Annotated in this window: 9 protein-coding genes and 1 pseudogene; all 10 read left to right on the top strand. The window is 64.5% G+C overall.

Annotated features, from left to right (window positions below):
• Positions 1–8 precede the first annotated feature (8 nt).
• Positions 9–1,319, top strand: a complete 1,311-nt coding sequence (locus tag C722_RS0121910; protein ID WP_003821155.1) for an MFS transporter — start codon at positions 9–11, stop codon at positions 1,317–1,319.
• Positions 1,320–1,452: 133 nt separating this feature from the next.
• Complete coding sequence (locus tag C722_RS0121905; protein ID WP_003821153.1) at positions 1,453–2,475, top strand: cation diffusion facilitator family transporter; 1,023 nt, start codon at positions 1,453–1,455, stop codon at positions 2,473–2,475.
• Between the two features lie 43 nt (positions 2,476–2,518).
• Positions 2,519–2,896: a helix-turn-helix transcriptional regulator gene (locus C722_RS0121900; RefSeq protein WP_003821152.1), complete on the top strand. Its 378-nt coding sequence runs from the start codon at positions 2,519–2,521 to the stop codon at positions 2,894–2,896.
• 229 nt (positions 2,897–3,125) lie between these two features.
• Complete coding sequence (locus C722_RS0121895) at positions 3,126–3,695, top strand: DUF4148 domain-containing protein (protein ID WP_003821150.1); 570 nt, start codon at positions 3,126–3,128, stop codon at positions 3,693–3,695.
• Between the two features lie 166 nt (positions 3,696–3,861).
• Positions 3,862–6,576: a heavy metal translocating P-type ATPase gene (locus C722_RS0121885; RefSeq protein WP_012614060.1), complete on the top strand. Its 2,715-nt coding sequence runs from the start codon at positions 3,862–3,864 to the stop codon at positions 6,574–6,576.
• A 111-nt stretch (positions 6,577–6,687) separates the two neighbouring features.
• Positions 6,688–7,993, top strand: a pseudogene (locus C722_RS25265) (efflux RND transporter periplasmic adaptor subunit).
• Positions 7,990–11,166, top strand: a complete 3,177-nt coding sequence (locus tag C722_RS0121870) for an efflux RND transporter permease subunit (protein ID WP_012614062.1) — start codon at positions 7,990–7,992, stop codon at positions 11,164–11,166. The pseudogene C722_RS25265 and the gene C722_RS0121870 overlap by 4 nt, the downstream one beginning before the upstream one ends.
• Positions 11,167–11,186: 20 nt before the next feature.
• Positions 11,187–12,692, top strand: coding sequence for an efflux transporter outer membrane subunit (locus tag C722_RS0121865; RefSeq protein ID WP_003821143.1), 1,506 nt, complete (start codon positions 11,187–11,189; stop codon positions 12,690–12,692).
• 49 nt (positions 12,693–12,741) lie between these two features.
• Entirely contained in the window at positions 12,742–13,128 is a 387-nt protein-coding gene (locus tag C722_RS0121860) for a MerR family transcriptional regulator (RefSeq protein WP_015912830.1), read from the top strand.
• 79 nt (positions 13,129–13,207) lie between these two features.
• A partial coding sequence (locus C722_RS25260) for an MFS transporter (RefSeq protein ID WP_037064480.1) occupies positions 13,208–13,584 on the top strand: 377 nt, incomplete at its 3' end.

Here is a 13,584-nt window from a genome sequence, read left to right as displayed (position 1 = left end):
GTCTCTCGATGCTCTCCGTCCTAAAGAACCGCACCTACCGCCACCTGTTCACCGCGCAGGTGATCGCACTCGTCGGCACAGGCCTGATGACGGTAGCGCTCGGCCTACTTGCCTACGAGCTGGCCGGGGCCGATGCAGGTGCGGTGCTCGGGTCGGCGCTGGCTATCAAGATGCTGGCCTATGTGGGAGTCGCTCCAGTCGCACAGGCCTTCGCCGACCAGTTCCCGCGACGGTCATTGCTCGTAGCGCTGGACCTGGTACGAGCGGTTGTCGCGATCTGTTTGCCCTTTGTCACCGAGGTCTGGCAGATCTATCTGCTGATCTTTGTCCTGCAAGCGGCATCCGCCGGCTTCACGCCGACTTTCCAAGCCACTATCCCGGACATCCTTCCCGATGAAGAGGACTACACGAAGGCGCTGTCGCTGTCCCGGCTGGCCTATGACCTGGAAAGCCTGATTTCCCCGATGCTGGCTGCTGCGCTGCTGACCGTCATCAGCTTTCACAACCTGTTCGCGGGAACAGTGCTCGGTTTCCTCGTTTCAGCCGCGCTCGTGGTCAGCGTGCGGTTGCCCACAACTATTCCCGGACCGCGCCGCGGCATTTGGGATCGCACGACCCGCGGCACACGCATCTATCTCGCTACGCCACGCCTGCGGGGCCTGCTGGCGATCAGCTTGGCCGTCTCGGCGGCGGGCGCCATGGTGATCGTGAACACGGTGGTTCTCGTGAAGGCGCGCTTTGGCCTAGGCGAGGTCGAAGTGGCGTCGGCACTGGCGGCATTCGGAGGCGGTTCGATGGTGGCAGCCTTCGTTCTGCCATCCTTACTGGAAAAGGTGGCCGACCGAACCGCGATGCTCACCGGCGCTACCGTACTGGTCGTGGGCACGGGGATCGGCGCACTGCTGCCGAGCTATGCATTGTTGCTGCCGCTGTGGTTGATCATCGGCTTTGGCTACAGCGTGGCGCAAACGCCATCCGGCCGTCTTCTGCGCCGCTCGGCCCATGCCGAGGACCGTCCTGCGATCTTCGCGGCACACTTCGCGCTGTCGCACGCCTGTTGGCTCATCTGCTACCCACTTGCCGGCCGCTTCGGCGCGGTCATGGGCTTGCCATCGACCTTCATTGTCATGTCCCTGGTCGGCTTGGCCGGCGTGGCGCTGACGCTCTGGCTGTGGCCGGCCAGCGACCCTTCTGACGTGGCGCATGACCACCCCAGCTTGCCGCCGGATCACCCTCATTTACGCACACACGCAGACCAAGGCAGGCACCATCACCAGCTGATTCTGGATGACCTGCACCGTATCTGGCCGAAAGGATAGGCACATTTTCTCGTTGCGGCATCACAACGCATGGCTTCGGAGGCTGAGAAGGGTGAGCGAAAATATATCACATGAACACATATTCATGTGTTATATTTCGCCATAGTCAAACACTCAACCAGCAGAGGCGCCCATGTCCCAATCCAATGCACATGACCATGGTCACGACCATGATCACGACCACACCCCCACAGTGACGAGCGCCAACGAGCGCAAGGTTCTGGTTTCCTTCTTCCTGATCTTCGGCTTCATGCTCGTGGAAGCTGTCGGCGGCGTGCTGTCGGGCTCGCTAGCCCTACTTGCCGATGCTGGCCACATGCTGACCGACGCCGTGGCACTTGCCCTGGCTTACGCTGCCTTCCGATTCGGTCGCCGCGCAGCCGACAGCAAACGCACATTCGGTTACCTGCGCTTCGAGGTCATCGCCGGCTTCCTGAACGCCGTGACCCTGTTCGCGATCGTCGCATGGATCGCCTACGAGGCGTGGGAGCGGCTGCAGGCGCCGCCCGTCATCCTCGCCGGCCCGATGATGATCGTCGCCGTGCTCGGCTTACTGATCAACGTCCTCGTGCTGTGGATCATGACCCGCGGCGAAACCGATCACGTCAATGTGAAAGGTGCCATCCTCCACGTGATGGGTGACCTGCTCGGCTCTGTCGGCGCCATCGTTGCAGCGATCGTCATCTACTTCACCGGCTGGACTCCGATCGACCCCATCCTGTCGGTTCTAGTAGCGGCGTTGATTCTGCGCAGCGCCTGGAAGCTCCTGGCCAAGTCGATCCATATCCTGTTGGAGGGTGCGCCAGAGGACGCTTCGCCGGAAAAGGTGGAACAAGGCCTGATGAGCACTGTGCCCGGCCTGGCGGCTGTCAGCCATGTTCACGTGTGGCAACTCACTTCCGGTCGCACGATGGCCACGCTACACGTTCGACCCAACGTGGACGAGGAGGCGCGAGCTGTGGTCAAGCGCGTCGAGGCGGTGCTGCGAGAGCAGTTCAGCATCGAACACGCCACAGTCGGAATCGACTGGAACTCGGAGGCTGACGAGAACATCTGCAGCCTGCAACCCACGACAGGCCGTCAGGACCACAGCGGCCACGACCACAGTGAGCACAATCATGACCATGACCACTCCGCTCCCGGTCACAAGCATTGAGGCCGTGCTAGACGGTTCGCAGTTCACTTGAGGGTTTGAATCCATGACATCCCGCAAAACCACCAGCGCCGCTATTGTGCAATGTTCGACCTCTAACCACGGCACGACCACTGATGTCCTCGCACTATCGCAAAGTGACGTCGCTGTTCTGGCAGAGACCTTCCGCCTGCTGGGCGACCAATCGCGATTGAAAATCCTGTTGCAGTGCATGCGCGGATCGGTCGCAGTGGGCGACATTGCTGGCTCGCTAGACCTGTCGCAGTCCTTGGTCAGCCATCACCTGCGCCTGTTGCGCGGCGCGCGCCTCGTGCGCGGCGAGCGCCAAGCCAAGCACATCTTCTACGGCATTGCCGACCAGCACGTCAGCCAGGTACTCCAGGACATGGCGGTTCACATTTCGGAGGACAGACACGACGATTGACTGAACATGTGAGTGCGCGCCGGCCTACGCCTTCAAGGGGTAGGCTTTTTTTGGCTATTAATCTAGAGAGACACCGGCGCGCCTTGCTGAATGCCTAGAAGACCCCAAGCAAAAAGCACTCTAAAAATAAACACTTGAACATATCTTCATGTGTGTTATTATTTGTCTACGGGGTATCCGAAAGGCGTAAGGACCACGCCATTATTTTTAACGTCAAGGAGTATTGACCATGTCCAAGAAAATTCGCTTTGCTGTTCTGCTTTCCGCACTTTTTGCTGCTGGAGTAAACGCTCAACCGTTCGCCGCAGATATGACACGGCAACAGGTCCAGGAGGATCTGGCTGCTTGGAGGCAATCTGGGTTGGAAGCGTTGTCTCGCGGCGAAAGCGGCCCGGATACGTTCAGCCCTCAATACCAGGCTGCCTTTCAGCGCTACTTGCAATTGACCCAAGGTGATATGTATCAGGCGCCCTCAGCAGGAAAGACTCGTGCTGAAGTGATGGCTGATTTGGAACTGTGGAAAATCTCCGGCATGCACGCGTTCACCTCGCGCGGAATCACCACCGCTTCGCACACCCAAGCCTACCAACAAGCCTACGAGAGCTATCTCCAGCTCAAGCTGGGTGCGGCTTACAAGGCTCCGGTGGCATTGACTCGTGCTCAAGTAAAGAGTGATTTGGCAGATTGGCAGGTTGCGGGAATGGCTGGATTCTGGGCTGGTGAGCAGACGCCTGATACCTATAGTGATGCCTACCGCACCGCATTTGAAACCTACCAGATGCTGCGCAACAAAAAATGACTTAATGGCAGCTGCATAAAGCAGCGGTCGGATGGTTCAGCCAGAAAGAGATTCTTTCTTTTTTTTGAATAAACATACAAACAAGTGTTCATTTGTTTGCATAACATTCCGATCGCTGATTTGTGCGTCCTGCCACGGCGATTACTCAGAGAACCAGGAGATTGATATGTCTTTGGAAACATTGGACGGCACAGGAGCGCAGGACGAACAACTGGGCTTTCGGGTCGAAGGTATGGATTGCGCCAGTTGCGTCGGCAAGATTGAAACAGCGCTTGGTCGAATTGATGGCGTATCAAATGTACAGGTTAATTTTACAAATGAGACGCTGACGTTGACGCGCAGCACAAGTAGCCGAAATACTGCACGCGACATTGCCAAGAAAATCCGGTCCCTGGGCTTCGACGTGCAGGCACTGCCCGCGTCCGAAATGTCCGCAGCACCTGCACCGTGCCATGCGGCCCACGCGCATGACCACGCCGGCTGCGGCGGCCACCATGACCATGGGCATGCCCACGACCACGGGCACGATCATTCGCACGGCAAAGCGTGCGGTGATGACCATGGGCATGGCCATGCTCACGGCCATGCCCATGCCCATGACCACGGTCACGATCACGGGGCCTGCAGCGGGCATGACCATGCGCCGGCCTCTGCCTCCCGTGGAGCACCCAGCACGCCCCCCAACGTGTCCATGCGCGTCGAGGGCATGGACTGCGCCAGTTGCGTCGGCAAGATCGAAACGGCGCTCGCTCGCATGGATGGCGTGTCCGATGCCCGCATAAACTTCACCGCAGAAACGCTGGAATTGACGCTCGCGTCTGGCGGCCCCACGCAGCTCGGCCACATCGAGAAGACCATCAAGAGCCTGGGCTTCGGCGTCTCCGACGTGCGCCGCCATGATGGCTCAGCACCCGCGGCCCCAGCAGCAGCATCGACGGCGCGCCATCAGCGCTGGTGGCAGACGAAGAAAGGCAAGCACGTGCTGGGCCTGGGCGGCCTGATGGGCTCGGCCTACGCGATCGCGCAGTTCGTTCCTGGCTACGCTGAATGGATCTTCGCCGCTGCGGTGATCGCGGGCGTGCTGCCGTTCGCTCGCAAAGCCTTCGCGCTGGCTGTGTCAGGCTCGCCGTTCTCTATCGAAACGCTGATGGTCGTCGCCTCGCTGGGCGCGCTCGTGATAGGCGAGGCCGAGGAAGCTGCTGCCGTGGTGTTCCTGTTCGCGATCGGCGAGCTGCTGGAAAGCGTGGCCGCCGGCCGCGCGCGCGCCGGCATCAAGGCGCTGGCCTCCCTGGTGCCTAAGACGGCGGTACTGCTCGATGCCGCGGGCGGGCAGCGCGAAGTGCCCGCCGCTTCCCTGCGCGTGAGCGACCGCGTGCTGGTGCGCCCTGGTGACCGGGTGCCTGCGGACGGCAAGATCCTCCGCGGTGAAAGCAGCCTGGACGAGTCGCCTATCACCGGCGAGTCCGTACCGCGTCAAAAGGCTATCGGTGCCGACGTGTTCGCCGGCTCCATCAACGTCGATGGCGTGCTCGAAGTACAAGTCGAGAAGACGGCATCGGACAACACCATTTCTCGCATCATCCAACTGGTGGAGCAGGCGCAGTCCTCCAAGGCGCCCACGGCTCGCTTCATCGAAAAGTTCAGCCGCTACTACACCCCTGCCGTCATGGCCATCGCGGCGTTGATCGTGGTGGTTCCGCCACTTGCCATGGGTGGCGACTGGGGTACCTGGCTGTACCGCGGCCTCGCACTGCTGTTGATTGCCTGCCCATGTGCGCTGGTGCTCTCCACACCGGCGGCCATCGCCTCGGGCCTTGCGGTGGCCACGCGACGGGGCCTGCTGATCAAGGGTGGCAACGCGTTGGAAACCATCGGCCGCGTGCGCGCCATTGCCTTCGACAAGACTGGCACGCTGACCGAGGGCAAGCCGCGCATCACCGAGGTCCTGCCCTTCGGGCTGTTCAAGCATCAACAGGTCCTTGCGCTTGCCGCCGCTGTCGAGTCCGGCTCAAACCATCCCTTGGCGAAGGCCATTGTCGCCCATGCCAAGAGCCTGGACGTGGCGATTCCCCAGGCCACGGGCGCATCGGCCATTGCCGGCAAGGCGGTGCGCGCCACCGTGAACGGCAGTGCGCTCGCTGTCGGATCGCCCGCCCATGCGGAACAGACGGCCACGCTGACAGCCGCGCACCGCAGGGAAATCGACAAGCTGGAGGATGGCGGCAAGACCGTGGTGGTCCTGTTCGACGAAGCCAGCAAGAACGTTCTGGGCCTGCTGGCCCTGCGCGACGAGCCCCGCCGCGACGCGCGCGAAGGCGTGGCCCAGCTCAACGCCATGGGCGTGCGCTCGGTCATGCTGACCGGCGACAACCGCCGCACCGCGCAGGCGATCGCCGGCAAGCTGGGCATCGAGTGGGAGGCCGAGCTGCTGCCGCAGGACAAGCTGCGCTTGGTCAACGAGATGAAGCGTGATGCCAAGGTGGCGATGGTCGGCGACGGCATCAACGACGCGCCGGCCCTGGCGACCGCCGACGTGGGTATCGCCATGGGCGGCGGCACGGACGTGGCGCTGGAAACCGCCGATGCCGCGCTGCTCAAGAGCCGCGTCACGGACGTGGCCCACCTGGTGGCCCTGTCGCGGGCGACGATGGCCAACATTCACCAAAACGTCGTATTCGCCATTGGCCTCAAGGGCTTGTTCCTGGTCACCACCGTGTTGGGTATCACCGGCTTGTGGGTTGCCGTGCTGGCCGACACCGGCGCCACGGCCCTGGTCACGCTGAACGCACTGCGCCTGCTGCGCTTCAAGGGCGCGCCGGAGGCCAACCACGGCGACGACGCCGGGCGTCCCACCACCTTGTCCGTGCCGTCTGCCCGCTGAGGCAACAAGAGGGCTTGACCTTGCCGTCGTTGTAACGCCTAGCCTCCACACAAATGTCTGCAGAGCGCTTCGGAAGGGCCGGAGTCCTGCATCCAAGAAAGGGTCACTTCCATGCGTAAAAAAATCAGAATCATTGTGGTGGCAGGCGTCATCGCAGCCGTCGGGGGGATAGCGATCGCTGCCCGCGACGCCAAGGACGAGGGCAAGGCCGCGGCGCCCCCGGCGGGCGCGCCGATGGCGCCGCAGGTGCCCGTGGCCGAGGTCATTACCCGCACGGTCGCGCCATCGGCCGAGTACACCGGCTTCCTGGCCGCGCCCAAGACCGTCGAGCTGCGCTCGCGGGTCGGCGGCGCCGTCGATGCGGTGAGCGTTCCCGAAGGTAGCCTCGTGCGCAAGGGCCAACTGCTGTTCCAGATCGACCCGAGGCCGTTCCAGGTTGCGCTCGACACGGCCGTGGCGCAACTGCGTCAGGCCGAGGTGCTGGCCAGCCAGGCCCAGGCCGACTTTGACCGCGCCGAGCGCCTGGTGGCGACCGGCGCCGTCGCGCGCAAGACCTATGACGATGCCGCCTCCGCACGCAACGCGCGCCAGGCTCAGGTGCAGGCGGCTAAGGCCGCCGTTGCTGCGGCTCAGCTGGACCTGTCCTACGCCCGCGTCACTGCGCCCATCGCCGGGCGCGTCGACCGCGTGCTCGTGACCGAGGGCAACTTGGTCAGCGGTGGCGGCGCCGGCGCGGCCACGCTGCTGACCACGATCGTATCCATCGACCCGTTGCACGTGTACTTCGACATTGATGAGGCCACCTATCTCAACGTCGTCAGCCGCTCGCGGCCCGCTGCGGGCGCCGGTAGCAAGGCTTCGCTGCCCGTGCAGGTCGGGCTGACCACGGACAAGGGTTTCCCGCACAGGGGCGCGCTCGACTTCGTGGGCAACACCATTGACCGAAGCACCGGCACGATCCGCGCGCGCCGTTGTGCCCAACCCGGATGGGCGCATGGCACCCGGCATGTTCGCCCGGGCCAAGCTGTCCACCGGCGCGGCGCGCGAGGCCGTCCTGATCGACGATCAGGCCGTGGGCACCGACCAAGGGCGCAACTACGTGCTGGTCGTGGGCGAGAACAACCAGGCCCAGTACCGGCCCATCGAACTGGGGCCGGTGGTGGACGGGCTGCGCGTCATCAACGGCGGCCTGCAGGCCGGTGAGAAGATCATCATCAAGGGCCTCGTGCGCCCCGGCATGGCGGTCACGCCGCGCATGGTGCCCATGCAGGCGCCCGCGGCACCGGCCGCCGGCGCGACCGGCGCGACCAAGGCTGCGGCAAACGCTCCGGCTCCCGCTGCGGCGCCTGCCAAGGCCGGTGGCGCGGACCCCGCCAAGGCTGACGGCGCGGCCGGCTCGGCGGAGGCCCGCAAATGAATTTCCCCCGCTTCTTCATCAACCGGCCGATCTTCGCCATCGTCCTGTCGGTGCTGATGCTGATCGCGGGCGCGATCAGCTATTTCCAGCTCCCCCTGAGCGAGTACCCCCAGGTCACGCCGCCGACGGTGCAGGTCACCGCCAGCTATCCCGGCGCCAACCCGCAGGTGATCGCCGACACCGTGGCATCGCCGCTGGAGCAGGCGGTCAACGGCGTGGAAGGCATGATGTACATGCAGTCCCAGATGTCCACGGACGGGCGGATGGTGCTGACCATCTCGTTCGAGCAGCACATCGACCCCGACGTCGCGCAGATCCAGGTGCAGAACCGCGTCTCACGCGCGCTGCCCCGGTTGCCGCCCGAGGTCCAGCGCATCGGCGTGGTCACCGACAAGACCGCGCCCGATATTCTCATGGTGGTGCATATGCTCTCGCCGGGGGACCGCTACGACCCGCTGTACGTGTCCAACTACGCGATGCTCAACGTGCGCGACGAACTGGCGCGCCTGCCGGGCATCGCCAACGTGATCATCGGCGGTGAAGGCGAGTACGCAATGCGCGTCTGGCTCGACCCCGAGAAGGTCGCATCGCGGGGCATGACCGCCAGCGATGTGGTCGCCGCCATCCGCGAGCAGAACGTGCAGGTCGCAGCCGGCTCGATCGGCCAGCAGCCGAATGCGTCGGCCGCCTTCCAGGTCAGCGTCAATGCGCTGGGGCGCCTGACCACCGAAGAGCAGTTCGGCGACATCGTGATCAAGGCCGGCGCCAACGGCCAGGTGACCCGCCTGCGCGACGTCGCACGCCTGGAACTGGGCTCGGACAACTACACCATGCGCGGCCAGCTCGACGGCGAGAACGCGGTCGGCCTGCAAATCCTGATGACGCCCGGCTCCAATGCCCTGGACACGTCCAGCGCGGTGCGCGCGACGATGGAGCGGCTGCAGGCCAAGTTCCCCGAAGGCATCGAGTACAAGATCGCCTACGACCCCACAGTCTTCGTGCGCGCCTCGCTCCAGTCCGTCGCCGTCACGCTGCTGGAGGCCATCCTCCTGGTGGTGATCGTGGTGGTGCTGTTCCTGCAATCTTGGCGCGCGTCGATCATTCCACTGATCGCCGTGCCGGTCTCGCTGGTCGGCACGTTCGCGGTGATGCACATGTTCGGCTTCTCGCTGAACACGCTGTCGCTGTTTGGCCTCGTGCTCTCCATCGGCATCGTGGTGGATGACGCCATCGTGGTGGTGGAGAACGTGGAGCGCCACATGGCGCTGGGCGAATCGCCCAAGGATGCGGCGCGCAAGGCGATGGATGAAGTGACTGGCCCGATCCTGGCCATCACCTCGGTGCTGGCAGCGGTCTTCATCCCCTCGGCGTTCCTGTCGGGGCTGCAGGGCGAGTTCTATCGCCAGTTCGCGCTGACCATCGCGTTCTCGACCATCCTGTCGGCGATCAACTCGCTTACGCTGTCGCCAGCGCTGGCCGCCATCCTGCTCAAGCCGCACCACGGCGCGGCCAAGCCCGATCGTCTCACGCGCATCATCGACGGCGTGTTCGGCGGCTTCTTCCGCCGCTTCAACCGCTTCTTCGATCGCGCCTCGAATTCCTACGTCGGGGGCGTGCGCCGCGCGGTGCGCGGCAGCGCCATCGTGCTGCTGCTCTACGTCGGCTTCCTGGGCCTGACCTGGCTGGGCTTCCACAAGGTGCCTGCGGGCTTCGTGCCGGCCCAGGACAAGTACTATCTCGTGGGCATCGCCCAGCTTCCGACCGGCGCCTCGCTGGATCGCACCGAGGCGGTCGTCAAGGAGATGACCAAGATCGCACTGGCTGAGCCGGGCGTCGAGAGCGTGGTGGCCTTCCCGGGCCTGTCGGTCAATGGACCGGTGAACCAGCCGAACACCGCGCTGATGTTCGCCATGCTCAAGCCCTTCGATGAGCGCAAGGACCCGTCGCTGTCGGCCTTCGCCATCCAGGGCAAGCTCATGGGCAAGTTCAGCCAGATCCCGGACGGCTTCGTTGGCATCTTCCCGCCGCCGCCGGTGCCGGGCCTGGGTTCGATGGGCGGCTTCAAGCTGCAGATCGAGGACCGGGCGGGCCTGGGTCCCGAGGCGCTTGCGCAGGCACAGGGCCAGATCATGGGCAAGGCCATGCAGGCGCCCGAGCTGGCGAACATGCTCGCCAGCTTCCAGACCAATGCGCCGCAGTTGCAGGTGGACATCGACCGGGTGAAGGCCAAGTCGCAGGGCGTATCGCTGACCGAGGTGTTCGACACCCTGCAGGTCAACCTTGGCTCGCTCTACGTCAACGACTTCAACCGCTTCGGTCGCACCTACCGGGTCATGGCCCAGGCCGATGCGCAGTTCCGCATGCAGGCTGAGGACATAGGCATGCTCAAGGTGCGCAATGCAGCGGGCGACATGATCCCGCTGAGCGCGATCGCGACCATCGAGCGCAGTTCCGGCCCCGACCGGGTGATGCATTACAACGGCTTTCCCTCGGCCGACATCAGCGGCGGGCCAGCGCCGGGCTACTCGTCCGGCCAGGCCACCGCCGCGATTGAGAAGATCGTGAGCGAATCGCTGCCGGACGGTATGACCTACGAATGGACGGACCTGACTTTCCAGGAAAAACGGGTTGGCAACACGGCGATCTACATCTTCGCGCTGGCGGTGCTGCTCGCCTTCCTGTTCCTGGCGGCCCAGTACAACAGTTGGTCGCTGCCGTTCGCTGTGCTGCTGATTGCACCCATGGCGCTGCTCTCGGCGATCGCCGGCGTCTGGCTCTCTGGGGGCGACAACAACATCTTCACGCAGATCGGTTTCGTGGTGCTGGTCGGCCTGGCTGCCAAGAACGCGATCCTGATCGTGGAGTTCGCCCGCGCGAAGGAAAGCGAAGGGGCCGATCCGCTGGCAGCCGTGCTCGAAGCCGCGCGCTTGCGGCTGCGCCCGATCTTGATGACGTCGTTCGCCTTCATCGCTGGCGTGGTGCCGCTGGTGCTGGCCAGCGGTGCGGGCGCCGAGATGCGCCACGCCATGGGCATCGCGGTGTTCGCCGGCATGCTGGGCGTGACGGTATTCGGCCTGGTGCTGACGCCGGTGTTCTACGTTGTGGTGCGCAAGCTGGCGCTGCGCCGCGAAGCGCGCCATGCCCGTGGCGGCATGACCGACCAGCACGCATGACGGCCAGGAGGACATACGACATGAAAACATCTTTCGCATTCACACGACCCGCCAGGACGCTGGCGCCGCTCGCCCTCGCGGCGGCGCTGGCTGGCTGCTCCATGGCACCGAAGTATGACCGGCCCGCAGCGCCGATCGACACGGCCTATCCCTCGGGCGCGGCCTATGTGGAACTGGCGGCCGCGACGCCCGACGACGCGATCACGGCCGAGATCGGTTGGCGGGACTTCTTCCGCGACCCGCTGCTGCAGCAGTTGATCGGCATTTCGCTGGAGAACAACCGCGACATGCACAAAGCCGCGCTCAACGTGGAGGCGGCTCAGGCGCTGTACCGTATCCAGCGTGCCGAGATGCTGCCGAACCTGGGCGTTTCCGCCCGCGGCGCGTCAGAGCGCGTACCGGCCGACCTCAGTACCACGGGGCAAAGCGACGTGCTCCGGCGCTACGACGTGGCCGGGGTGACGGCCGCCTGGGAGCTGGACCTGTGGGGCCGCATCCGCAGCCTCAACGACCGGGCGCTGGCGTCCTACCTGGCCCTCGACGAGACCCGCATCGCCACGCAGATGAGCCTGGTGTCCGAGGTGGCCAGCGCCTACCTCACGCTGCGCGCCGACCAGGAACTGCTGCGCCTGACGAGCGACACCCTCGCCACACAGAAGCGCTCCTATGACCTGACCACCCAACTGGTGGAAGCGGGAAATTCCACGCAGCTCGACCTGCGCCGCGCGGAGATCGCGCTGCGCACCGCCGAGGCCAACCGCGCCGCCTACACGCGGCAGGCGGCCAAGGACCGCAACGCGCTGGTGCTGCTGCTGGGCCAGCCGCTGACGCCGGAGCTGTCCCGGCAGCTTGACGAGGCCGTGGCGCTGCCGGACGACATCGTGCCGACCGACCTGCCGAGCGGCCTGCCGTCCGAACTGCTCGCGCGTCGGCCGGACATCCGCGCCGCCGAGCAGATGCTGATCGGCGCCAACGCCAACATCGGCGCGGCGCGGGCCGCGTTCTTCCCGACGATTAGCCTCACGGGCTCGGCGGGCACGGCCAGCGCTTCGCTGGACGGCCTGTTCGATTCGGGCTCGCGGGCCTGGAGCTTCCTGCCGCAGATCACGCTGCCCATCTTCCGCGGCGGCGCGTTGCGAGCCAATCTGGACGTGGCACAGGTACAAAAGAGGATCGAAATCGCCAACTACGAGAAGTCTATCCAGGCGGCCTTTGCTGAGGTGGCTGACGGCTTGGCGGGCAAGCGCACGCTTGATGAGCAGATCCGCTCGGAGCAGCTCCTGGTAGCGGCTAGCCAGAAAGCCTACCAACTAGCCGAGCAACGCTTCCAGGAAGGCGTGGACGACAACCTCACCTTGCTCGATGCGCAACGCACACAGTACGGTGCGCAGCAGACCCTGGTGCGCACGCGCCTGACGCGGCTGAACAACCTCATCCACCTCTACAAGGCGCTGGGTGGCGGCTGGACTGAGCACACGGTGCAATCGGGCGCCACCGGGCAACCATCCGCCCGGTCGCCGGGATAAGGGCTATGCGCAACGGCGGCGTTCCCCATCGTTGCGCACGGAGAACCGGATGAGGATCGGTGAACTTGCGCGCTTGACGGGCACCCCCCCGGAGAACATTCGGTTCTACGAGCGGGAGGGCCTGTTGCAAGCCCCGGAGCGGTCACGCAACAACTATCGGCGCTATGGCCCGGCCCATGTCGAACGGCTTCACCTGATTCGCAACTACCGTGCCTCGGGAATCGGCCTGGATGACGTGCGCCGCCTACTGGGTTGGGCACATGAGGGGTTCCTGGAACCTGAGCTGCTAAGGCAGGCTGTCCAAGGCCATCTCGCCTGTGTTGAGGAACGCATGGAGCAACTGATCCAGGTGAAAGAGCACCTGCTCGCATTGGCCCTGCACGGTGCTGCTTCCGCCGGGGCTTCCGAGGATGGACCGGCTCGCGATGGTTCGTGAGCATCGCATGTCCATATAACTGAATATATATTCATGCGTGTAATATTTCCGGCCAGACAAACGAATAAGAAAGACGCCCATGACCGACCAGAGCATCACGCGCCGAAACATCGGCGTTCTCACCGCCGCGCAGGCGCTCGGCGGCGCCAGCGCGCCCATCGTGATGTCGCTGGGTGGGCTGGTCGGCCAGCAGCTTGCCAAGAATTCGGCCTGGATCACCTTGCCCGTGAGTCTGTTCGGCCTGGGTCTTGCCATCGGCACCTTGCCTGCCGCCTTCATCATGCGGCACCATGGCCGCCGCAACGGATACGTGGTGGGGGTCGGCTTCGGCGTGGCCTCGGGCCTGATCGCCGCGTTGGGCATCATGCTGGCCTCGTTCTGGATCTTCTGCGCCGGCACCTTCCTGGCGGGCTTCTACGGCGCGTATGTGCAGAGCTACCGCTTCGCAGCCGCCGA

The organism is Pseudomonas sp. 313, assembly GCF_000316965.1.
In the GTDB taxonomy this organism is placed as follows: domain Bacteria; phylum Pseudomonadota; class Gammaproteobacteria; order Pseudomonadales; family Pseudomonadaceae; genus Chryseomonas; species Chryseomonas benzopyrenica.
This window is presented reverse-complemented; position numbering and strand designations above follow the sequence as displayed.